This window comes from Mycobacterium sp. IDUB_19 (assembly GCF_055419445.1).
Genome location: NZ_JBVAXR010000004.1, coordinates 36,194 through 57,319 on the forward strand (window position 1 = coordinate 36,194; position 21,126 = coordinate 57,319).

Consider the following 21,126-nt stretch of genomic DNA (forward strand, 5'->3'; position numbering starts at 1 on the left):
TCGACACCCGAAGACCTGAGTCGGCCTCCCGTGCCCAAAGTCAGCGAGGACCATCTGGCGGCTCGCCGCCGCCAGATCCTTGACGGTGCTCGTCGATGCTTCGCCGAACACGGCTATGACCGAGCCACGGTTCGGCGGCTGGAGCAGTCGATCGGGATGTCACGTGGTGCGATTTTCCACCACTTCCGGGACAAGGACGCCCTGTTTTTCGCGCTCGCGCACGAGGACGCCGAGCGGATGGCCGACGTCGCGTCCCGCGAGGGCCTCATCCAGGTGATGCGCGACATGCTCGCCGCGCCTGAGCAGTTCGACTGGTTGGCAACGAGGTTGGAGATCGCGCGGAAGCTGCGCAACGACCCCGCGTTCAGCCGCGGATGGTCGGAGCGCTCCGCGGAACTGGCAGCGGCGACACATGCTCGGCTGCAACGGCAGAAGGAAGCACACCGGGTGCGCGACGACGTACCCGGTGACGTGTTGCAGTGCTACCTGGAACTGGTCCTGGACGGCTTGGTGGCTCGGCTGGCCTCCGGGGAAGATCCGCAGCGGCTGTTCGCGGTCCTCGATCTAGTGGAGAACTCGGTGCGCCGCAAGGATTCTGGGCCGCAGGAGGCCAAGTAAACGGCACCGCGAAAAGGCTCGCAGTGCCGTTCGTGGGCGCGGGCCCAAGGGGCCTAGTGGGGCCGAGACGTATGGTTGGGTCCGCCGCGGCTGCGCATCGTGGTACCCGACTCGCGCAGCATGCTGTGAATCGACCCGTACGACCTGCCGGTGTTGGCGACGAGCTTGCGAATGCTCGCTCCCCTCTCGTAGGCATTGCGCAGCTCATGCAACAACTCGGCGCGCATCTCTTTCGACTTTGGCACTGTCCCCTCCACGCTTGAAACACAACCCAAGCACTCAGAGTAAGAACTTGCTCTCATACGCGGGTTGATTTCGCCGAATTCGCGTGCGATGACTTATGGGGCTCAGGCGAGCTCGATAAGATCCCGGTATTCCTCGGACCAATAATCCTCGGTGCCGTCGGGCAACAGCACCACGCGCTGCGGGTCCAGCGCCTCGGCCGCTCCAGGGTCGTGCGTTACCAACACCACCGCGCCTTGATAACTGCGCAACGCGTCGAGCACCTGTTCCCGCGACGCCGGATCGAGGTTGTTGGTCGGCTCGTCGAGCAGCAACACGTTCGCGGTGGATGCCACCAGGCCGGCCAGCGCCAGCCGCGTCTTCTCGCCTCCGGACAGGGTGCCTGCCGGTTGGTCGAGCTGCGCGCCGCTGAACATGAACGCTCCCAGCAGACCACGCAAGTCCTGCTCGCCCGAGGAAGGCGCGGCGTGCCGGATGTTCTCCCACACCGTCGCGTCGTTGTCGATGGTGTCGTGTTCCTGCGCGAAATAGCCCATCCGCAAACCGTGTCCGGGCTCGAGGCCTCCGGTGTCGGGCGTCTCGGTGCCGGCCAGCAGGCGTAGCAGCGTCGTCTTGCCGGCGCCGTTGAGCCCCAGCACCACCACCCGGGAGCCCCGGTCGATCGCCAGGTCGACACCGGTGAACACTTCCAGCGACCCGTAGGACTTGCTCAGCCCCTTGGCCACCAGCGGGGTGCGCCCGCATGCGGCCGGGGTGGGGAACTTGATCCGAGCCACCTTGTCGGCGCCCCGTTCCTCGTCCAGGGCCGCCATCATCCGATCGGCACGCCGCAACATATTCTGCGCCGCAACGGCTTTGGTGGCCTTCGCACCCAGCTTGGCGGCTTGTGAACGCAGCGCGGTGGCCTTGCGTTCGGCGTTCGCACGTTCCCGGCGGCGGCGCTGTTCGTCGGTGGCCCGGGCGTCGAGATACTTCTGCCACGTCATGTTGTAGACGTCGACCTCGCCGCGCACGGCGTCCAAGAACCACACCCGGTTGACGACGTCGGCGAGCAGCTCGACGTTGTGGCTGATGACCACCAGGCCGCCATTGTGGGACCGCAGGAAATCCCGCAGCCAGCCAAGCGAATCCGCGTCCAGGTGGTTGGTCGGTTCGTCGAGCAATAGCGTGGTCGACGAACCCGCACCGGTATCGGAGGCGGCGAACAGGATTCGCGACAGCTCCACCCGGCGGCGCTGACCGCCGGACAGGGTGCGCAGTTGCTGGGTCATGACCCGTTCCGGCAGGCCGAGACTCGCGCAGATCCGCCCGGCTTCGCTCTCGGCCCCGTAGCCACCCAACGCGACGAACCGCTCCTCCAGCTGGCCGTAACGACGGATGGCGCGGTCGCGCGCATCGTCGTCGGCGACCTCGGCCATCAACGCCTGCTGCTTCTCCAGATCGGTGAGCAAAGCGTCCAATCCGCGGGCCGACAACACCCGGTCGCGGGCCAGCACGTCGAGATCGCCTTCTTTGGGATCCTGTGGCAGGTAACCGATTTCGCCGATACGGGTGACCGTTCCGGCATACGGCTCGCTCTCCCCCGCCAAGATGCGCAGGGTCGTGGTCTTGCCCGCGCCGTTACGGCCCACCAACCCGATGCGATCACCGGGCTGAATCCGGAGATCGGGACCGTCGGGTGAGAGCAGGATGCGCGCACCAGCGCGGACCTCAAGGTCCGTAGCCGTGATCACGATCGCTGCCCTCCATGCACGTTATTTGTCGTCGGTGAACACCGCGGGCCGCCGTTCTGCGCGCGCGGCAACCGCTTCTTCGAAGTTGGCGGTGAGCAGACGGACGAATAGCTGTCCCAAGCCCTCGGCTTGCATATGCCCTTCCAGGCTACTGGCGTCCAGTCCACTCCAGAGTGTGCGCTTGGTCAACTCGACTCCGGGCCGGGAGAACGCCGCTATCCGAGCGGCGATCGCGTAGCAGGTGTCCAGGAGCTGGCCCTCGGGCACCTGACAGGACACCAGCCCGATGCGCTCGGCTTCCTCGGCGGTGACGTCGCGACCGGTCAGCATGATCTCGAAGGCCCGCGACGCTCCGATGGCCCTGGGGAGTAGGTAGGACAGGCCCAGTTCGCTCGCGGTCAACCCGTTGTTGATGCCCGCGGCCCGGAAATAGGCGTTGGTGGAGGCCACCCGGATGTCGGCGGCCAGCGCCAGGCACAGTCCCCCGCCGATGGCGGCGCCGTTGACGGCGGCGATGACCGGCTGATGCAGGCGGCGCAGCAGCAGGATCACGTCATCGAGCACCTGCATGGAGCGCAGCGCGTACGTCGGCCGGGTCAGCCCGTCCACATCCGGCACCGCGCCCGCGGACTTATGATCGGCGCCCGAAGAAAACCCTCGACCCGCCCCGGTCAGCACGACGACTCGCACAGAGTTGTCGTAGGTGACCTCTTCCAGGGCCTCCTTCAGCGGCACCATGACGTCGAACGCCATGGAATTCATCCGCTCGGGCCGATTGAGGGTTATCAGCGCGACGCCGGGCCGCGGATGTTCAACGAGTACCAAACTCACCCGTGAACGGTATCGCGGACGTTGCTAGAGACCTATTCGGCGGCGCGGCTCAGGCCTGATCTGCTTGAGCCGCCTCGACATCGAAGTCCCTGATTTGCTGCACCAGATCCTCGAGAGCCGCCGGCGGCAGTGCCCCGGGCTGGTTGAACAGCAGCTTGCCCTTCTTGAAGGCCATCAGCGTCGGAATGGACCGAATCTGGGCGGCGGTGGCCAGCTGTTGTTCGGCCTCGGTGTCGACCTTGGCGTGCACGATATCGGGGTGTTTCTCCGACGACGCCTGAAAAGTCGGCCCGAACTGGCGGCATGGCCCGCACCAGGAAGCCCAGAAGTCGACCAGCACGATGTCATTGTTTTCGATGGTCGTGTTGAACTGCTCCGCAGTGAGATCCTGTGTTGTCACATTTTGCCTAACGCCGCGTATCGCTCCGATGTTCCCGCGCGAATGTCGACCATTGGCGCAACCCCATACTGCTACCGCCAGCATCGATTGGCCAGCGCGAAGCTGCGCCGCCACGGCGACCGAGTAACGCGGGTCGATCTTCCCAATGAACAGTTGGGTTTTCGTTTGCGGACCACAAAGGCCACCGCCCCGAGGTTACGGTTGCGGAGGTTTTCCCCGCTCGGACAGACTTAGGCCTGATGATCCGTCGCCGGACGGACTCAGCCGAGGGAGATGTCTTGGGCCACTACATCGCTAACGTCCGTGATCTCGAGTTCAACATCTTCGAAGTTCTTGATGTGGGCACTGTTCTCGGCACCGGGCAGTACAGCGAACTCGATGCTGACACCGTGCGGACCATCTTGTCCGAGGCGGCCCGCCTGGCAGAAGGCCCGGTCGCCGAAACCTTTGCGTTTGCCGATCGCAACCCGCCGGTCTTCGATCCCGACGCGCACACCATCAGCGTGGCGCCCGAGTTGGCCAAGACGGTCCAAGCGATCAAGGACGCCGAGTGGTGGCGCCTCGGCCTGGCCGAAGACATCGGTGGCATGCCCGCACCGCCGCCGCTGGCGTGGGCGGTCAACGAAATGATCTTTTGCGCCAATCCGTCGGCGAGCTTCTTCTGCCTGGGTCCTTTTATGGCGCAAGCGCTTTACGCCGAGGGTGATGAGCAGCAGAAGCAGTGGGCGGCAGAGGGCGTCGAGCGCGGCTGGGCGGCCACCATGGTGCTTACCGAGCCCGATGCGGGTTCCGACGTCGGCGCCGGCCGCAGCAAGGCCATCGCGCAACCGGACGGCACCTGGCACATCGAGGGCGTCAAGCGGTTCATCTCCGGAGGTGACGTAGGCGACACCGCCGACAACGTCTGGCACCTCGTGCTGGCCCGCCCCGAGGGCGCCGGACCGGGCACCAAGGGGCTGAGCCTGTTCTACGTGCCCAACTACCTCTTCGACCCCGACACGTTCGAACTCGGTCCGCGCAACGGGGTTTTCGTCACGGGGCTGGAACACAAGATGGGTATCAAGTCGTCCCCTACCTGCGAGCTGACGTTCGGCGCCACCGATGTGCCCGCGGTGGGCTATCTGGTCGGCGGTGTGCACAACGGGATCGCGCAGATGTTCACCGTGATCGAGCACGCCCGAATGACGATCGGCGTCAAGGCCGCCGGCACCCTTTCCACCGGCTACCTCAACGCACTGGCCTACGCCAAGGAGCGGGTGCAGGGTGCCGACCTGACCCAGATGACCGATAAGACCGCACCCCGGGTGACGATCATGCACCACCCCGATGTGCGCCGCAGCCTGATGACCCAGAAGGCTTACGCCGAGGGGTTGCGGGCGCTCTACATGTATGCCGCGGCGCATCAGGATGATGTTCTTGCGCAACATGTTTCGGGTGCGGACCACGAGATGGCGCACCGCGTCGACGATCTACTGCTGCCCATCGTCAAAGGGGTGAGCTCGGAGCGGGCGTACGAGGTCCTGACCGAGTCGTTGCAGACGCTGGGCGGTTCGGGCTTCCTGCAGGACTACCCGCTGGAGCAGTACATTCGCGATTCCAAGATCGACTCCCTATACGAGGGCACCACCGCGATCCAGGCCCTGGACTTCTTCTTCCGCAAGATCGTCCGCGACCACGGCCAGGCGCTGCAGTTTGTGACGGCTCAGATCAGCCAGACCATCGACAACTGCGACGAGGCACTGAAATCGCAAGCGCTGGCGGTGCAAACCGCGCTCGACGAGGTCACGGCGATGACGGGCGCGCTGACCGGCTACCTGATGTCGGCCCCCCAGCACCCCACGGAGATCTACAAGGTGGGGCTCGGGTCGGTGCGGTATCTGCTCGCGGTCGGCGACTTGCTCATCGGCTGGCAATTGCTGGTGCACGCCGGGATTGCGCGCGCGGCACTGACCGACAGTCCCGCCGAGAAAGACGCGGCGTTCTATCGGGGCAAGATCGCGACGTCGGCGTTCTTCGCCAAGAACATGCTGCCGAGACTGACCGCGCTGCGCCACGTCCTCGAGTCCATCGACGACGATGTCATGCGCATTTCCGAAGACGCGTTCTGACTTGCCGGCGTTACGGCGTCACGGGTCTGTTGACGTCGTTGAACCGGACGATCACGCGCTCGAGCCGTTTGACGCGTTCGGCTTTGGCGCGTTTGGTGTAGATCCGGCGATCGGCCGGCGTGAGCTCGGCGTCGTCGCTGAATGCGCTGAGCAATGCCCGCGGATACAGCCTCTCCACCAGGACGACGTTCATCTCGGCACACAGCACCAACGTCGTCGACACGAGATACAGGAAAGCAAGCAAACCCAGCACCAACGCGAAAATACTGTTGGTGGCGCTGGCCGACTTGACCGTGTGCTGGATGTAGCCGGCCCCGAACCACTGCAAAATCTGCCAAATGAATGCCGCCACAACAGCTCCCGGCAGGACCTGCCGATACGTCAGTTCGCGCGCGGTGGTCAGGCGAAAAGCCACCAGACAGATCAGCGCGTTGATCGCCACGGCGGCCAGCGTCACGCCGATCTTTCCGAAGACACCCAGGGTCTGCGTCGTCTGAGCAATCCCGGACAAGACAGTGGCCCCGATGACCGCCGAACCGAGCACCAACAGCAGCAGCAAGCTGCGCACGCGTGACCGAATCGGATTGGGACGCTTGTTCTTCGGGACGGCCCACACCGAGTCCATCGCGTTCTGCACGGCCTGGCCGACGCCCAGCCCGCCATAGAGCGCACCGAGGATTCCGACGACCACGGCGACCGTTCCCCCGCTGAGGCCCCCCGGCTGATGCAGCTGGCTGCCGATCACCGGGAACTGGCTCAGGGCGCTGTGCAGCACCTGCTGTTGCAGATCGGGGCGGCCTGCGAGCACCACACCCAGCCCGGTAGTCAACAGCAGCAGCATCGGGAACAGCGACACAAAGCCGTAGTAGGTGATCAGCGCGGCCAGATAGCCGCCCTGGTCATCGAGGTACTTGTAGATGACGGCGACGGACACACTCACGGCGCGGTTCCGTCGTTGCAAACTGTCCAGCCAGCCGACCATTGCCGATCACTCATCCCCCCGAAACCGACACCCAAACCAACGGGATGAGCGGGGCATACCCCGATTCGACGGCCGCCAACCGCGCTGCCGAGGCTGGGCGACTCATAGGTCAGGCACAGCTGGATCCGGTAGACCGTCGTTGGGACCGTCCCACGATTGGAGAAACGTTGATGTCTGCCAGCTCTCACACGTCTCGGCTTACCCGATTCGCGTTGCTTGCGGTCACCGGAGTCACCGCGGTATCCGTCGCGGCGTGTGGTTCGTCGAACACGTCGAGCCCCTCCTCGTCACCGAGCACCACGAGTTCCGCGCCGACACCGGCCACGACGTCCACGTCGCCACCGGCCACCGGCCAGGCCCGGGTCAGTGGACTGATCGCATCCGTGTCGGGAGACACCGCTGCGGTCACGCAGGAAAAGGGCAATGCCGCCGTGGCTTTCACGCCGTCGACCAAGGTCACCGAGGTCACTGCGGCCGCGCTGACTGACGTCACCGCGGGCAGTTGCGTCACCGTGCGGCCCGCTCGCCAGGATTCTCAGCCCGGCCAGCCGCTCACCGCGGCATCCGTGCGGGTGAGCCCCGCCGTCGACGGCAAATGCCCGCCGGGCAAGGAAGCGGCACCGGGCGGTTCCACCACGCCCGCCCCGCCGGGCGCGCCCACCACGGCACCGGTAACGCGCGCGCCGGTGCGGGGTGCCGTCGCGTCCGTCGCCGGTAACACGATCACCGTCACGAGCACCGACGCCAACGGCGCGACCTCGCAGACGCCGGTGACGGTCACCGACAAGACCCGGTACACCAAGCAGTCCGGCGCCAACACCCAAGCCATTGCGCAAGGCAAATGCCTTACGGCACAAGGAACTCAAGACAGCAGCGGCACGCTAGAGGCCACGAACATCGATCTGCGACCGGCTCATGACGGCAAATGTGTGGGCAAAAAGCCGACGGGCCATCGCGGGCACGGCGGGTAAGCGTGCGGCGGCGTCCCGGTTAGACGGTGAAGCCGAGAGCGCGTAGCTGCTCGCGCCCGTCCTCGGTGATCTTGTCCGGGCCCCACGGCGGGTTCCACACCCAGTTGATCCGAATGTCGTTGACCAGACCGCTGCCGATCAACGCGCTGCGCGACTGGTCTTCGATCACATCGGTGAGCGGGCAGGCCGCCGATGTCAACGTCATGTCGATGGTCGCGACCTTTCCTTCGTCGCCCTCTTCGACGTTGAGGCCGTAGACCAACCCCAGATCGACCACGTTGATCCCGAGTTCGGGGTCGACGACGTCACGCATCGCCTCTTCGAGGTCGGCGACGAATTCCTCGTCGGGTGCGGTGGTTTCGCTCATCGTTGGTCCTCCTCGAAAGCGTGGCTGGCTTGGGCCACTGCGTCTTTGAATGCCATCCACCCCAGCAGAGCACATTTCACCCGTGCCGGGTACTTGGCTACTCCGGCGAAGGCGATGCCGTCGCCCAGGACATCCTCGTCGCCCTCGACCGTTCCCCGCGACGACACCATTTCGGTGAACGCGGTGATGGTCTTCAGCGCCTCCCCCACGCTCTGGCCGATCACCTGCTGGGTGAGCACCGAGGTGGCCGCCTGGCTGATCGAACAGCCTTGTCCGTCATAGGAAACGTCGGTGACGGTCTCACCGTCGTCGGACAGCGTCACCCGCAGCGTGATCTCGTCGCCGCAGATCGGGTTTACGTGGTACACCTGCGCGCCGAACGGCTCGCGCAGACCGCGGTGCTGCGGGTGCTTGTAGTGATCGAGGATCACGTCTTGATACATCTGCTCCAGGCGCACGGCTCACGCTCCGCCGAAGAAGTCCACGGACCGGCGCACGCCGGCCACCAGCCGGTCCACCTCGTCGGCGGTGTTGTACACCGCGAACGACGCCCGCGCCGTGGCGGCCACACGGAATCGGCGGTGCAGCGGCAACGCGCAATGATGCCCGACCCGCACCGCGACACCCTCGTCGTCGAGCACTTGCCCGACGTCGTGCGCGTGTACGCCGTCGACGACGAATGCGACCGGTGAGCCGCGATTCTCCATCGATGTCGGCCCGACGATGCGCACGGCGTCGATACCCGACAGGCCCGCCAGCGCCGTGGCCACCAGCTCGTGTTCGTGGGCCTGCACGGCATCCATGCCGATGGCGCCGAGATAGCGTGCGGCCGCGGCCAAGCCGACGACCTGGGAGGTCATCGGGGTACCTGCCTCGAATCGCTGCGGGGGCGCGGCATACGTCGTGGCCTCCATGGTGACCGTCTCGATCATCGATCCACCGGTGAGGAACGGCGGCAATGCCTCGAGCAACTTCCGGCGACCGTAGAGCACGCCGATTCCGTTGGGGCCCAGCATCTTATGACCGGAGAAGGCGCCGAAGTCGACGTCGAGGGCGTGGAAGTCGACGGGCTGATGCGGTACCGACTGGCAGGCGTCCAGCACGGTCAGCGCGCCCACGGCCTTGGCCCGGGCGACCAGCTCACTCACCGGCGCGACCGCGCCGGTGACGTTGGAATGATGGCTGAACGCGACGACCTTGACGCGTTCGTCGAGTTGCAGCGAGTCCAGGTCGATATGTCCGTCGTCGGTGACGCCGTACCAGCGCAGCGTCGCCCCGGTGCGGCGGGCCAGTTCCTGCCACGGCACCAGGTTGGCATGGTGTTCGAGCTCGGTGGTGACGATGACGTCGCCTGCACCGACCGCCCGGTCGAAGCGCTTGTCGCCCAGCACATATGACACCAGGTTCAGCGATTCGGTCGCGTTCTTGGTGAAAATCAGCTCGTCGGTGTCGGCGCCGACGAACGCCGCGATGTCGGCCCTGCCCTGCTCGTAGGCATCGGTGGCTTCTTCCATCAGCTGGTGCGCACCGCGGTGCACGGCGCCGTTGGACGTCAACAGGAATTCCCGTTCGGCATCGAGCACCTGCAACGGGCGTTGCGATGTCGCGCCGGAATCCAGGTACGCCAACTGGTTTCCACTGCGCATGATGCGCTTCAGGATCGGGAAGTCAGCACGGATCGCCGCGAGATCCAGTGGAGTCACGGAGGCCGACATCGTTACGCCCCCGCGGCGGCCGATTGTGTAAAGCGCTCGTACCCATGCTCTTCGAGTGCGTCGGCCAGTTCGGGACCGCCGGCCTCGACGATGCGCCCGCCGACGAACACGTGCACGAACTGCGGCCGGATGTAGCGCAGGATCCGGGTGTAGTGCGTGATCAGCAGGACACCGCCGTGCTCGGCTTCCGCGTAGCGGTTCACTCCCTCGCTGACCACCCGCAGCGCGTCGACGTCCAGCCCGGAGTCGGTCTCGTCGAGGATCGCGATCTTGGGTTTGAGCAGCGACAGCTGCAGGATCTCGTGGCGCTTCTTCTCACCGCCCGAAAAGCCTTCGTTCACACTGCGTTCGGAGAACGCCGGATCGATCCCGAGATCGTCCAACGCGCCCTTGACTTCCTTGACCCAGTGCCGAAGCTTCGGCGCCTCACCACGCACTGCCGTAGCCGCGGTGCGCAGGAAGTTCGACATCGACACCCCGGGCACCTCGATCGGGTACTGCATGGCGAGGAACAAGCCGGCCCGCGCCCGTTCGTCGACGCTCATCGCCAGCACGTCCTGGCCGTCCAGCGTGATCGAGCCGGACGTCACCTCGTATTTCGGGTGCCCGGCGATCGCATACGACAGGGTGGACTTGCCGGACCCGTTCGGGCCCATCAGCGCATGCGTCTCCCCCGACTTCACCGTGAGATCGACACCCTTGAGGATCGGGATGGCCTCGGCGTCATTGGCGGGCGAGACGCTGACGTGCAGATCCTTGATTTCGAGCGTGGTCATCAGTTCTTGATTCCTTCGGTTAGCTCAAGTTCGTGTTCGATCGCCTCGGTCAGCCGGTCACGCACGGAAGGCACGGCGATCTTCTGGATGATCTCGGCGAAAAAGCCCCGCACGATCAGCCTGCGGGCCTGGTCTTCCGGGATACCGCGAGCCCGCAGGTAGAACACCTGCTCGTCATCGAATCTTCCCGTGGCACTTGCGTGTCCGGCACCGACGATCTCACCCGTTTCGATCTCGAGGTTGGGCACCGAATCGGCGCGAGCCCCGTCGGTGAGCAACAGGTTGCGGTTGGTCTCGAAAGTGTCCGTGCCGGTGGCCTCCGCGCGGATCAGCACGTCGCCCACCCACACGGTGTGCGCGTCGGGGCGGCTGGATTCCGGATCGGCTTGCAGCGCACCCTTGTACAGCACATCCGAGCGGCAGTTGGGGTGCGCGTGGTCCACCAGCAACCGGGATTCGAAGTGCTGGCCGTCGTCGGCGAAGTAGGTGCCGAGCAGTTGAGCGTCGCCGCCGGGAGCGGTGAACCGCACCGTCGTCGACGTGCGGACCAGGTCGCCGCCGAGCGTCACGTTGACATGGCCGAGCACCGAATCCTTGCCCAGCCGTGCGTGATGCGCACTGACGTGAACCATGTCGTCGGCCCAGTCGGCGATCCAGATCACCCCGAGGGCTGCCGAGTCGCCGACGATGATCTCGACGTTGTCGGCGTACGTCCCGCTGCCACGCAGGTCGACGACGACGATGGCCCGGGCGAGTTCCTCGACGCGGATCTGCAGATGGCCGTAGGCGACCGCGCCCTCGCCCGGCCCGGTGACGACGATCTCGATGGGCTTGGCAACCTCGGTGTCGCGCGCCACGGTCACCACCGTCGCGGAGTTGAACGACGAGAATGCCTGGGCCGCAACACGATCAGTGGGTGTACCGCCTTGGCCCAGTCGCTCGTCGCCGCGGCGCACGGTTTCGGCGTGCACACCGGGCTGTTCTCCGACACTGATCGTCGCCTTGCCGTTGGCGACCGCCGAGCCGTCGTGCAGGCCACGCAACCGTCGCAGCGGGGTGAACCGCCAGATCTCGTCGCGGCCGCTGGGCACCTCGAAGGCGTCCACGTCGAAGGACGCGAACAGCTCCCCCTTGTTCTTGACGATCCCCTCGACGGCCCCTGTTAAATCCTGAGTCACTTAACCGACCGCGCCTTCCATCTGCAGCTCGATCAGCCGGTTGAGCTCCAGCGCGTACTCCATCGGCAGTTCCTTGGCGATCGGCTCGACGAAGCCGCGCACGACCATCGCCATCGCCTCGTCCTCGGTCATGCCGCGGCTCATCAGGTAGAACAGCTGGTCCTCGCTGACCTTGGACACGGTGGCCTCGTGGCCCATCGTGACGTCGTCCTCGCGGATGTCGACGTACGGGTAGGTGTCGCTGCGGCTGATCGTATCGACCAGCAGCGCATCGCATTTCACGCTGGACCGCGAACCGTGGGCACCCTTGTTGATCTGCACCAGGCCGCGGTAGGACGCGCGGCCGCCGCCGCGTGCCACCGACTTGGAAACGATGTTGCTCGACGTGTTGGGCGCCAGGTGCAGCATCTTGGCGCCGGTGTCCTGGTGCTGGCCCTCGCCGGCGAACGCCACCGACAGCACCTCGCCCTTGGCGTACTCGCCGGTCATCCAGACCGCCGGATACTTCATCGTCACCTTCGACCCGATGTTGCCGTCGACCCACTCCATGGTGGCGCCGGCTTCGGCGCGGGCACGCTTGGTGACGAGGTTGTAGACGTTGTTCGACCAGTTCTGGATCGTCGTGTAACGGCAACGGCCACCGGGCTTCACGATGATCTCGACCACCGCGGAGTGCAGCGAGTCGCTCTTGTAGATCGGCGCGGTACAGCCCTCGACGTAGTGCACGTAGGCGCCCTCGTCCACGATGATCAGCGTCCGCTCGAACTGCCCCATGTTTTCGGTGTTGATCCGGAAGTAGGCCTGCAGCGGAATATCGACGTGCACGCCCGGCGGGACGTAGATGAACGAACCGCCTGACCACACAGCGGTGTTCAGCGCGGAGAACTTGTTGTCCCCGGCCGGAATCACGGTGCCGAAGTACTGCCGGAAGATCTCGGGGTGCTCGCGCAGCGCCGTATCGGTGTCCAGGAAGATGACGCCCTGCTTCTCCAGGTCCTCACGGATGGAGTGGTAAACGACCTCGGACTCGTACTGCGCGGCGACACCGGAGACCAGCCGCTGCTTCTCCGCCTCCGGGATGCCCAGCTTGTCGTAGGTGTTCTTGATATCCGCGGGCAGATCGTCCCAGGTCGCTGCCTGCTTCTCGCTGGAGCGCACGAAGTACTTGATGTTGTCGAAGTGGATGCCCTCGAGGTTGGAGCCCCAGCTCGGCATCGGCTTCTTGTCGAAGATGCGCAGCGCCTTCAGTCGGGTCTCCAGCATCCACTCCGGCTCGCTCTTCTTCGCCGAGATGTCGCGGACCACCGCCTCCGACAGCCCGCGCTGCGCGCTGGCACCGGCCACGTCAGTGTCAGACCAGCCATAGCCGTACTTGCCCAGCGATGCGATCGTCTGCTCCTGGGTCAACGGCGCAGCAGTCACAGAACCCTTGGTGGCCTCTGGTGTGAGTGTCATGCGGACGCTCCTTTGGTGCTCGTACGGTGCTGGCGCGGGCTGGGCGCCGCTTGATGCTAGGTCTTGGCTGCCGCCGGGGTGAGCGGCACATGGGTGGTACAGGCGCAGTCGCCGTTGACGATGGTCGCCAGCCGCTGCACGTGGGTGCCGAGTACCTCGGCCATCGCCTCCCGCTCGGCCTCGCACAGCTCCGGGAATTCCTCGGCGACATGCGATACCGGGCAGTGGTGCTGGCAGATCTGCACGCCATGCAATGGCAGGCCCACCCGGGTGGTGGTGGCGACGTAGCCGGCCTTGGTCAGCGCGCCGGCCACCCGGTCGGCGGCTGCCTCGACATCGGCGTCGTCGGCACTGTCGGCGGGCTCGACATCGGCCAGGATCGTGTCGATGCGGCGCCGGGCGAACGCCTGCACCGCGCCCTGTCCGCCGATTTCGCGCAGTTGGCGCATGGCCGCCGCCGCCAGGTCGTCGTAAGCGTGGTCGAGCTTGGCCCGGCCGGCAGCCGTCAACCGGAAGCGCTTCGCCGGGCGCCCGCGTCCGGCCTGCTGCCATGCCGCGGCCGCCGCGGACTCCGCGTCGCCCGCTTCGATCAGCGCGTCGAGGTGACGCCGCACGCCAGCGGCCGCCAGGCCGAGCCGGTCACAGATCTCACTGACGGTGATCGACCCGGATTCCAGTAGCAGCCGCACGATGGCGCGGCGGGTGTGACCATCCGGCACGACAGTAGGGGCCGCCGCACCGATTTCAGGCGCGGAAACAGCTTCCTCAGCGGTCTGGATTTTCACAACACCAGTGTGACGCAATTCCGGAAATCGGTCTAGCAAGGGTGCCCTGAGTCGGGGGTCGTGCCGATTGCGCGGCGAGCACCGGCCCGTCACTTCTCGGCATGTCGCTACGCTGCACTGATGGCAGTGCGCCACCACACGCTGAGCTCGTCGATCGCCGCCCTGCACGGCGACGAGAAGCCCGTTGGCTCACCGCTGAATGAGACGGAACTCACCGCACTTCGGCGTACCCGCCTGTTCGGCGCCACCGGCACCGTCCTGATGGGGATCGGCGCACTGGGCGCCGGGGCCCGGCCCGTCGTCCAAGACCCCACGTTCGGCGTCCGGCTGTTGAACCTGCCGTCCCGGATCCAGACGGTGTCGTTGACCATGACCACCGTCGGGGCGGTCATGATGGCGCTCGCCTGGTTGATGCTGGGCCGATTCGCGATGGGCAAGCGGCAGATGTCGCGCGGCGACCTGGATCGCACCCTGATGCTGTGGATGCTGCCGCTGCTGATCGCGCCGCCGATGTACAGCAAGGACGTCTACTCCTACCTGGCGCAGAGCCAGATTTCGGTCGAAGGCCTCGACCCCTACAAGGTCGGTCCGGCGTCCGGACTGGGCCTCGGTCATGTGTTCACCCTGTCGGTCCCCAGCGTGTGGCGCGAGACGCCGGCCCCCTACGGTCCGTTGTTCTTGTGGATCGGGCGCGGCATCTCGGCCGTGACCGGCGAGAACATCGTCGCCGCGGTGCTCTGCCACCGCTTGGTGGTGCTGGCGGGCGTGGCGATGATCGTGTGGGCCACCCCGCGGCTGGCCCGGCGCTGTGGTGTCGCCGAGGTCAGTGCGCTGTGGCTGGGCGCCGCGAACCCGCTGCTGCTCATGCATCTGGTCGCGGGCATCCACAACGAGGCGCTGATGCTCGGCTTGATGCTGATCGGTGCCGAGTTCGCGCTGCGGGGTATCGACTCGCCGCAGCTGTGGCCCACGTCGTGGCGCCGCATCGGCCCCGACTGGGAGCCGCTGGGGATGCTGTTGGCCGGCTCCGTGTTGATCACGCTGTCCTCGCAGGTGAAGCTGCCTTCACTGTTGGCGCTGGGATTCGTCACGATGGCGCTGGCCTATCGCTGCGGCGGCAACCTGCGGGCGCTGCTGCTGGCCGGTGGCGGCATGGGGACGCTCTCGCTGGCGGTCATGGCGGTGGTGGGCTGGATCAGCGGGCTCGGATTCGGCTGGGTATTCACCCTCGGCACCGCCAACGTCGTGCGCAGCTGGATGTCGCCGCCGACGCTGTTGGCCCTGGCCACCGGGCAGGTGGGGATTCTGCTGGGCCTGGGCGACCACACCACCGCCGTGCTGGCGCTGACCCGTTTCATCGGCGTGCTGATCATCATGGTGCTGGTCACCTGGCTGCTGTTCGCCGTGTTCCGCGGCCGGCTGCACCCGATCGGAGGTCTCGGCGTCGCGCTGGGCATCTGCGTGCTGCTGTTTCCCGTCGTGCAGCCGTGGTATCTGCTGTGGGCGATCATTCCGCTGGCCTGCTGGGCAACCCGCACCGGCTTCCGCGAAACGGTCATCGTGATCACGCTCGTCGTCGGCATCTTCGGTCCAACGGCCAACGGCGACCGCTTTGCGTTGTTCCAGATCCTGGATGCCACCCTGGCCAGCGCCGCCGTGATGGCCGTGCTGGTCGCGCTGACCTACACCCGGCTGCCCTGGCGACCGCTGCAGTCCACGAACGGCGAGGCGAACGGCGCCGCGGCCACCGACGCGGCGCCCGCGACCGCGGAGACCCGACGGCCGACGTCGGCACCCGACGCCTACGCTGACTCGACGTGAGTTCGGGCCCCCTAAACCCCCAAGCCCCCGAAACAGTGGTGCGGCTGCGCGGGGTGAGCAAGCGATACGGGTCAACGACGGCTGTCAGCAATCTCGATCTGGAAGTGCATGCCGCCGAGGTGCTGGCCCTGTTGGGCCCCAACGGCGCGGGCAAGACGACGACGGTCGAGATGTGCGAGGGCTTCGTGCGCCCGGACGCCGGGACGATCGAGGTGCTGGGGCTGGACCCGGTCACCGACAACGCCCGGCTGCGCGCGCGCATCGGGGTGATGTTGCAGGGCGGCGGCGGCTATCCCGCCGCCCGCGCCGGCGAGATGCTCGAATTGGTCGCCGCCTACGCCGCCGACCCGCTGGACCCGCAATGGCTGCTGGCCACCTTGGGCCTGACCGATGCCGCCCGCACCACCTACCGTCGGCTTTCCGGCGGGCAGCAGCAACGGCTGGCGCTGGCCTGCGCGCTGGTCGGGCGGCCCGAATTGGTGTTCCTCGACGAGCCGACGGCCGGCATGGATGCGCATGCCCGGCTGCTGGTGTGGGAGCTGATCGACGCGCTGCGCCGCGACGGTGTGACGGTGGTGCTCACCACCCACCAGCTCAAGGAGGCCGAGGAACTCGCGGACCGGCTCGTCATCATCGACCACGGCGCGATGGTGGCGTCGGGCACGCCGAGCGAACTGATGCGTTCCGGCGCGAAAGACCAGCTGCGGTTCACCGCGCCGCCGCGACTTGACTTGTCGCTCTTGGCCGCCGCGCTGCCGGAGGACTACAAGGCCACCGAGGTGATCCCGGGCGAGTACCTGGTCGAGGGGCCGGTCGACCCGCAGGTGCTGGCGACCGTGACGGCGTGGTGCGCCCAGATCGACGTGCTGGCTACCGATATGCGGGTCGAGCAACGCAGTCTCGAGGATGTGTTCCTGGATCTCACCGGCAGGAAGTTGCGACCGTGACCGACACCAACACCCCGCTGTTTCCGGCGGGCACCTTCGCCCCGGACCCACGTCCCAACGCCGTGCCGAAAATGCTTGCCGCGCAGTTCGGCTTGGAGTTGAAGCTGTTGCTGCGCAACGGCGAACAATTGCTGCTGACCATGTTCATCCCGATCACACTGCTGGTCGGGCTCACGCTGTTGCCGTTCGGCTCGTTCGGGAGCAACCGCGCCGCGACGTTCGTCCCGGTCATCATGGCGCTGGCGGTGATCTCGACGGCGTTCACCGGGCAGGCGATCGCGATCGCGTTCGACCGGCGCTACGGCGCGCTCAAACGGCTTGGGGCCACACCGCTTCCGGTCTGGGGGATCATCGCCGGCAAGTCGCTGGCCGTGATCACCGTGGTGTTCTTGCAGGCAATCATCTTGGGCAGCATAGGTTTTGCGCTGGGCTGGCGACCTGCTCCGGCGGCCCTTGTGCTGGGCGCGGCGGTCATCGCGCTGGGCACCGCCGGCTTCACGGCGCTCGGCCTGCTCCTCGGCGGCACGCTGCGCGCCGAGATCGTGCTCGCCGTCGCCAACCTGATGTGGTTCGTCTTCGCGGGGCTGGGCGCGCTGACGGTCGAGACGAACATGATCCCGACGGCGGTCAAGTGGGCGGCCCGGCTCACCCCGTCCGGCGCGCTCACCGAGGCGCTGTCGCAGGCGATGACGCTGTCGGTCGACTGGTTCGGCGTCGTCGTGCTCGCGGTGTGGGGCGCGGTGGCCGCGCTGGCCGCGCTGCGCTGGTTCCGCTTCACCTGACGGTCCCGTACTACAGGCCGTAGTTTTCGTTGGCCTACGATCGGGCGGTGGTAAGACGAGTGCTGCGGTGGTAAGACGAGTGCTGCGGTGGTAAGACGAGTGCTGTTGCGGTTGGTGGACCTGCTCCCCGACCCCAGCCTGCGTGTCCAGCGGATCATCGCCGCGACCGTGATTGTGTCCCAGGGCGGTATCGCCGTCACCGGCTCGATCGTGCGCGTCACCGCGTCGGGTCTGGGTTGCCCCACCTGGCCGCAGTGTTTCCCGGGCAGTTTCGTCCCGGTCGCCGTCGCCGAAGTGCCGCGGGTTCATCAGGCCGTCGAGTTCGGCAACCGGATGTTCAGCCTCGCGGTGGTGGTCACCGCCGCGCTGGCGGTGCTGGCGGTCTACCGGGCCCGCCGGCGGGCCGAGGTGCTGACCTACGCGTGGCTGATGCCGGTGTCGACGGTGGTACAGGCGGTGATCGGTGGCATCACGGTGCGCACCGGGCTGCTGTGGTGGACGGTCGCGATTCACCTGCTGGTGTCGATGACGATGGTGTGGCTGTCGGTGCTGCTGTACGTCAAGGTCGGCGAGCCGGATGACGGAGTGGTTCACCAGCGGGTGGCCAAGCCGCTGCGGTTGCTCACCGCGCTGACCGGAATGAACCTGGCCCTGGTGCTGGTCGCCGGCACGCTGGTGACCGCCGCCGGCCCGCACGCGGGCGACCGCAGCCCGAGTCGCACGGTGCCGCGGCTGCAGGTAGAGATCACCACGCTGGTGCACATGCATTCGTCGCTGCTGGTCGCCTATCTCGCGCTGCTGGTCGGGCTGGGCTTCGGGCTGCTGGCCGTCGGCGCGACGCGGGCGATCATGCTGCGGCTGGGCGTGCTGCTGGTCCTGGTGTGCGCGCAAGCCGCGGTCGGCACCACGCAGTACTTCACCGGCGTTCCCGCGGCCCTGGTCGCCGTGCACGTCGCCGGGGCCGCGGCCTGCACGGCCGCGACCGCTGCGCTATGGGCGTCGATGCGAGAACGGGCCAAGCCCGAGCCGCTCGCAGGCTGACTCCACGGCCAGCGCGAACTCGCGCTGAGCCAAGCCGCGAGCGCCGCCGTCCAGCCGCCGCCAGCCCAGCGACGGGTCGACCAGCTGTAGCTCCAGCAACTCCGAGCCACTCAAATGCACTCGCGCGTAAAGCAATTCGCTTGCCCCGATGCTCAGTTCGTCAGCCGCTGCGGCCAGCGCCGCGGCGCCGATGTCCCAGAGTTCGAAATCTGGCTCGGGGGGAAACGCGTGCGAGGGCTTGCCCGCAAGAAAGACCAGCTCCGTGTCGGCACCCGACACGGGCTGCACCAGCACACCGTGGCCGGCGGCGTGCAATTCGGCGGCACAGGTCACGGCCGCGGGCCGGTCGGCGCACCGGCGAGTCCCGGTGCCGATGGCCGGACCGATGAACACCCGACCGGGACCCGGCAACCGAACCCGTTCGTCCGGCGCGAAAATCTCCCCCGGCACCGTCGGCACCCCGCGAGCCGCCAGATCGCGCAGATAACGCCGGTCGACATTCCAGGTGACAACGTTCGCTGTATTCAGCAGTTTCTTGACGCGTGTGGTCCAGGCCAGGAACTCCCCCAGCCGCCCGGCGTAGTCGTGCGTGGCGCGCAGGATCACCAGATCCGCGTCGCACGTATCGGGGTTATCCCAGGACAACCAGCGCGCGTGCAGACCGCGCTGCCGCAGCGCCGCGGCCAGACCCGCGTCGTCGCCGTCGCCGGCCGGGTGCGCCGGACATCCGGCCAGCACGATGCGGGGATGGAAGACGTCCGGTCGGGCAAGCTTCATGCCCGGGCATGATAGCGACATGCATGCAATCGAAGTCAGTGAAACCGGCGGCCCCGAGGTCCTGCGCTACGTCGACACCCCACAACCCACTCCGGGCCGAGGCGAGCTGCTGATCAAGACCGAGGCCGTCGGCGTCAACTTCATTGACACCTATTTCCGTTCCGGGCAATATCCGCGCGAGGTGCCATTCGTCCTGGGCTCCGAGGTGTGCGGCACCGTCGCGGCCCTGGGCGAGACGGCCGACGAAGAATTCAGCGTCGGCGACCGCGTGGTGTCGGCCGCGGCGTCCGGCGCTTACGCCGAATTCGCCACTGCACCGGCATATTTGACCGCAAAGGTGCCGGACGGTGTCAGCTCCGAGGTGGCTGCCTCGGTGCTACTGAAGGGCCTGACCGCGCACTACTTGCTGAAGTCGGTGTACCCGGTGCAGGTCGGCGACGCGGTGCTGGTGCACGCCGGCGCCGGCGGCGTCGGGCTGATCCTGACCCAGTGGGCACACGTGCTCGGCGCCCGGGTCATCACCACCGTCTCGACTCCCGAGAAGGCCAAGCTGTCCAAGAAGGCCGGCGCCGACGAGGTGCTCTCCTACCCCGACGATGCCGCGCAGTTCGGTCGGCAGATTCGCGAGCTCACCGGCGGTATCGGGGTGGCGGCGGTGTACGACGGCGTCGGCGCCAGCACGTTCGACGCCAGCCTGGCCAGCCTGGCCGTCCGCGGGACCCTCGCACTGTTCGGCGCCGCCAGCGGACCCGTGCCGCCGGTGGATCCGCAGCGGCTCAATGCCGCGGGCTCGGTGTTCCTGACCCGCCCGGCGCTGGTCCACTTCATGCGCACCGGCCAGGAGTTCAGCTGGCGCGCCGACGAATTGTTCGAGGCGGTTGCCGGCGGGGCGATCAACATCGAAGTCGGGGGGCGCTATCCGCTGGCCGAAGCGACCCGCGCGCACCAGGATCTGCAGGGCCGCAAGACCGCCGGCTCGATTGTGTTGCTGCCGTAGCGATTCAAGCCCTGTCACGCCTTCGGACAGAAAATTCCGAGGATCTGCTGGCAGTTGTCTCTGTTGATCAGGCCCGGCGGCGCCGGTGGCGGCGGTGGCGGTGGATTGTCGCCATCCCAAATGTTTTGGGCCACATTGCCTTGCCCGAAGTAGACGTAAAAGTAGGTGTGGCAAATGTTGTTATCCCAAACGACCGGGTTGGTGACGTGGTTGCCGGTCGGCGGCAAGGGCTGCCCCGGGCACCAGTGACATGGCCCCTGGGGGTGGTCGTTGGGACAGCCGGGCCATGCATCCAGCGGTACGGGCCCGCGTTGAGCCTGGGCGATGGCCGCGGTCAGGCCGAAATCGGACAACGCCAGACCGCCCGAGAGCAGTGCCGCGGCGATCAACTTCTTGACGATGCGCCTGGGTGCCATGGCCTTAGTGTGGCCCCTTTGCACTGGCTACCGATCCCAACAGGCGCCGCCCAGCCACCACAGTTGCCGCACACGGAGAAGGACCCGACTGTTTTAGAAAGCGATATCGGATGCGCTATCGCTTTTGGAAACCACATGCCGACGAGTTCGGCGGTGCTGAAGTGGCGGATGGGATTTCACGCC

Annotated in this window: 22 protein-coding genes and 1 pseudogene; 8 read left to right on the plus strand and 15 right to left on the minus strand. The window is 66.7% G+C overall.

Going from position 1 to position 21,126, the window contains the following annotated elements:
- The first annotated feature begins 30 nt into the window (after positions 1-30).
- Positions 31-618 (plus strand): TetR/AcrR family transcriptional regulator, encoded by a 588-nt coding sequence (locus ACZY0B_RS05215; RefSeq protein WP_463762967.1) that lies wholly within the window; start codon positions 31-33, stop codon positions 616-618.
- Between the two features lie 53 nt (positions 619-671).
- Here the strand turns inward: ACZY0B_RS05215 and ACZY0B_RS05220 are convergent, their stop codons facing one another.
- The 4 genes from ACZY0B_RS05220 to trxA all read right to left on the minus strand — a co-directional run bounded on the left by ACZY0B_RS05220 (position 672) and on the right by trxA (position 3,825).
- The gene (locus ACZY0B_RS05220) at positions 672-863 is read right to left on the minus strand and encodes a helix-turn-helix domain-containing protein (protein ID WP_463762968.1); all 192 of its coding nucleotides are present in this window, start codon (positions 861-863) and stop codon (positions 672-674) included.
- A 102-nt stretch (positions 864-965) separates the two neighbouring features.
- Positions 966-2,594, minus strand: coding sequence for an ABC-F family ATP-binding cassette domain-containing protein (locus ACZY0B_RS05225; RefSeq protein WP_463762969.1), 1,629 nt, complete (start codon positions 2,592-2,594; stop codon positions 966-968).
- A gap of 21 nt (positions 2,595-2,615) precedes the next feature.
- Positions 2,616-3,425 (minus strand): enoyl-CoA hydratase, encoded by an 810-nt coding sequence (locus ACZY0B_RS05230; protein WP_463762970.1) that lies wholly within the window; start codon positions 3,423-3,425, stop codon positions 2,616-2,618.
- A 49-nt stretch (positions 3,426-3,474) separates the two neighbouring features.
- Complete coding sequence (gene trxA / locus ACZY0B_RS05235; RefSeq protein WP_463762971.1) at positions 3,475-3,825, minus strand: thioredoxin; 351 nt, start codon at positions 3,823-3,825, stop codon at positions 3,475-3,477.
- A gap of 278 nt (positions 3,826-4,103) precedes the next feature.
- On the opposite strand from trxA, the gene ACZY0B_RS05240 reads away from it, so the two are divergent.
- Positions 4,104-5,933: an acyl-CoA dehydrogenase gene (locus ACZY0B_RS05240; RefSeq protein WP_463762972.1), complete on the plus strand. Its 1,830-nt coding sequence runs from the start codon at positions 4,104-4,106 to the stop codon at positions 5,931-5,933.
- Positions 5,934-5,943: 10 nt separating this feature from the next.
- Here the strand turns inward: ACZY0B_RS05240 and ACZY0B_RS05245 are convergent, their stop codons facing one another.
- Together ACZY0B_RS05245 and ACZY0B_RS05250 are read right to left on the minus strand one after the other, a co-directional pair.
- Entirely contained in the window at positions 5,944-6,915 is a 972-nt protein-coding gene (locus ACZY0B_RS05245) for a YihY/virulence factor BrkB family protein (protein WP_463762973.1), read from the minus strand.
- Between the two features lie 184 nt (positions 6,916-7,099).
- Positions 7,100-7,324, minus strand: coding sequence for a hypothetical protein (locus tag ACZY0B_RS05250; RefSeq protein WP_463762974.1), 225 nt, complete (start codon positions 7,322-7,324; stop codon positions 7,100-7,102).
- On the opposite strand from ACZY0B_RS05250, the gene ACZY0B_RS05255 reads away from it, so the two are divergent.
- Complete coding sequence (locus ACZY0B_RS05255) at positions 7,299-7,886, plus strand: DUF5666 domain-containing protein (protein ID WP_463762975.1); 588 nt, start codon at positions 7,299-7,301, stop codon at positions 7,884-7,886. The genes ACZY0B_RS05250 and ACZY0B_RS05255 overlap by 26 nt on opposite strands.
- 19 nt (positions 7,887-7,905) lie before the next feature.
- On the opposite strand, the gene ACZY0B_RS05260 is transcribed toward ACZY0B_RS05255, so the two are convergent.
- From ACZY0B_RS05260 to ACZY0B_RS05290, 7 genes and pseudogenes are all read right to left on the minus strand, one after another.
- Positions 7,906-8,253 (minus strand): metal-sulfur cluster assembly factor, encoded by a 348-nt coding sequence (locus ACZY0B_RS05260; RefSeq protein WP_463762976.1) that lies wholly within the window; start codon positions 8,251-8,253, stop codon positions 7,906-7,908.
- A pseudogene (sufU, locus tag ACZY0B_RS05265) lies at positions 8,192-8,696 on the minus strand (Fe-S cluster assembly sulfur transfer protein SufU). The gene ACZY0B_RS05260 and the pseudogene sufU overlap by 62 nt, the downstream one beginning before the upstream one ends.
- Before the next feature lie 18 nt (positions 8,697-8,714).
- Complete coding sequence (locus tag ACZY0B_RS05270; RefSeq protein WP_463762977.1) at positions 8,715-9,968, minus strand: cysteine desulfurase; 1,254 nt, start codon at positions 9,966-9,968, stop codon at positions 8,715-8,717.
- Positions 9,969-9,970: 2 nt separating this feature from the next.
- Entirely contained in the window at positions 9,971-10,744 is a 774-nt protein-coding gene (gene sufC / locus ACZY0B_RS05275) for a Fe-S cluster assembly ATPase SufC (protein WP_463762978.1), read from the minus strand.
- Entirely contained in the window at positions 10,744-11,922 is a 1,179-nt protein-coding gene (gene sufD, locus ACZY0B_RS05280; protein WP_463762979.1) for a Fe-S cluster assembly protein SufD, read from the minus strand. Before sufD ends, sufC begins: the two co-directional genes overlap by 1 nt.
- A complete protein-coding gene (sufB, locus tag ACZY0B_RS05285) occupies positions 11,923-13,377 on the minus strand; it encodes a Fe-S cluster assembly protein SufB (RefSeq protein WP_463762980.1) in 1,455 nt (484 codons plus the stop codon).
- 56 nt (positions 13,378-13,433) lie between these two features.
- Positions 13,434-14,255, minus strand: a complete 822-nt coding sequence (locus ACZY0B_RS05290) for a helix-turn-helix transcriptional regulator (protein WP_463762981.1) — start codon at positions 14,253-14,255, stop codon at positions 13,434-13,436.
- A 27-nt stretch (positions 14,256-14,282) separates the two neighbouring features.
- On the opposite strand from ACZY0B_RS05290, the gene mptB reads away from it, so the two are divergent.
- From mptB to ACZY0B_RS05310, 4 genes are all read left to right on the plus strand, one after another.
- Positions 14,283-15,983 (plus strand): polyprenol phosphomannose-dependent alpha 1,6 mannosyltransferase MptB, encoded by a 1,701-nt coding sequence (gene mptB, locus ACZY0B_RS05295; protein ID WP_463762982.1) that lies wholly within the window; start codon positions 14,283-14,285, stop codon positions 15,981-15,983.
- The gene (locus ACZY0B_RS05300; RefSeq protein ID WP_463762983.1) at positions 15,980-16,930 is read left to right on the plus strand and encodes an ABC transporter ATP-binding protein; all 951 of its coding nucleotides are present in this window, start codon (positions 15,980-15,982) and stop codon (positions 16,928-16,930) included. Before mptB ends, ACZY0B_RS05300 begins: the two co-directional genes overlap by 4 nt.
- Entirely contained in the window at positions 16,927-17,712 is a 786-nt protein-coding gene (locus ACZY0B_RS05305; protein WP_463762984.1) for an ABC transporter permease, read from the plus strand. Before ACZY0B_RS05300 ends, ACZY0B_RS05305 begins: the two co-directional genes overlap by 4 nt.
- Positions 17,713-17,799: 87 nt before the next feature.
- The gene (locus tag ACZY0B_RS05310; RefSeq protein WP_463762985.1) at positions 17,800-18,753 is read left to right on the plus strand and encodes a COX15/CtaA family protein; all 954 of its coding nucleotides are present in this window, start codon (positions 17,800-17,802) and stop codon (positions 18,751-18,753) included.
- On the opposite strand, the gene ACZY0B_RS05315 is transcribed toward ACZY0B_RS05310, so the two are convergent.
- Positions 18,703-19,530 carry a hypothetical protein gene (locus ACZY0B_RS05315; protein WP_463762986.1) on the minus strand — a complete coding sequence of 276 codons (828 nt, stop codon included), beginning with the start codon at positions 19,528-19,530 and terminating at the stop codon, positions 18,703-18,705. The genes ACZY0B_RS05310 and ACZY0B_RS05315 overlap by 51 nt on opposite strands.
- A 19-nt stretch (positions 19,531-19,549) precedes the next feature.
- On the opposite strand from ACZY0B_RS05315, the gene ACZY0B_RS05320 reads away from it, so the two are divergent.
- The gene (locus ACZY0B_RS05320) at positions 19,550-20,527 is read left to right on the plus strand and encodes a quinone oxidoreductase family protein (protein ID WP_463762987.1); all 978 of its coding nucleotides are present in this window, start codon (positions 19,550-19,552) and stop codon (positions 20,525-20,527) included.
- A gap of 14 nt (positions 20,528-20,541) precedes the next feature.
- Here ACZY0B_RS05320 and ACZY0B_RS05325 read toward each other — a convergent pair whose 3' ends face one another.
- Positions 20,542-20,943: a hypothetical protein gene (locus ACZY0B_RS05325; RefSeq protein ID WP_463762988.1), complete on the minus strand. Its 402-nt coding sequence runs from the start codon at positions 20,941-20,943 to the stop codon at positions 20,542-20,544.
- Positions 20,944-21,126: the final 183 nt, after the last annotated feature.

What these genes read in the sequence shown, in the direction of transcription:
- ACZY0B_RS05245 (WP_463762973.1), bottom strand. Translation starts at nt 6,915, where the DNA reads ATGGTCGGCTGGCTGGACAGTTTGCAACGACGGAACCGCGCCGTGAGT.
- ACZY0B_RS05260 (WP_463762976.1), bottom strand. Translation starts at nt 8,253, where the DNA reads ATGAGCGAAACCACCGCACCCGACGAGGAATTCGTCGCCGACCTCGAA.
- ACZY0B_RS05270 (WP_463762977.1), bottom strand. Translation starts at nt 9,968, where the DNA reads ATGTCGGCCTCCGTGACTCCACTGGATCTCGCGGCGATCCGTGCTGAC.
- sufC (WP_463762978.1), bottom strand. Translation starts at nt 10,744, where the DNA reads ATGACCACGCTCGAAATCAAGGATCTGCACGTCAGCGTCTCGCCCGCC.
- sufB (WP_463762980.1), bottom strand. Translation starts at nt 13,377, where the DNA reads ATGACACTCACACCAGAGGCCACCAAGGGTTCTGTGACTGCTGCGCCG.
- mptB (WP_463762982.1), top strand. Translation starts at nt 14,283, where the DNA reads ATGGCAGTGCGCCACCACACGCTGAGCTCGTCGATCGCCGCCCTGCAC.
- ACZY0B_RS05315 (WP_463762986.1), bottom strand. Translation starts at nt 19,530, where the DNA reads ATGAAGCTTGCCCGACCGGACGTCTTCCATCCCCGCATCGTGCTGGCC.
- ACZY0B_RS05320 (WP_463762987.1), top strand. Translation starts at nt 19,550, where the DNA reads ATGCATGCAATCGAAGTCAGTGAAACCGGCGGCCCCGAGGTCCTGCGC.
- ACZY0B_RS05325 (WP_463762988.1), bottom strand. Translation starts at nt 20,943, where the DNA reads ATGGCACCCAGGCGCATCGTCAAGAAGTTGATCGCCGCGGCACTGCTC.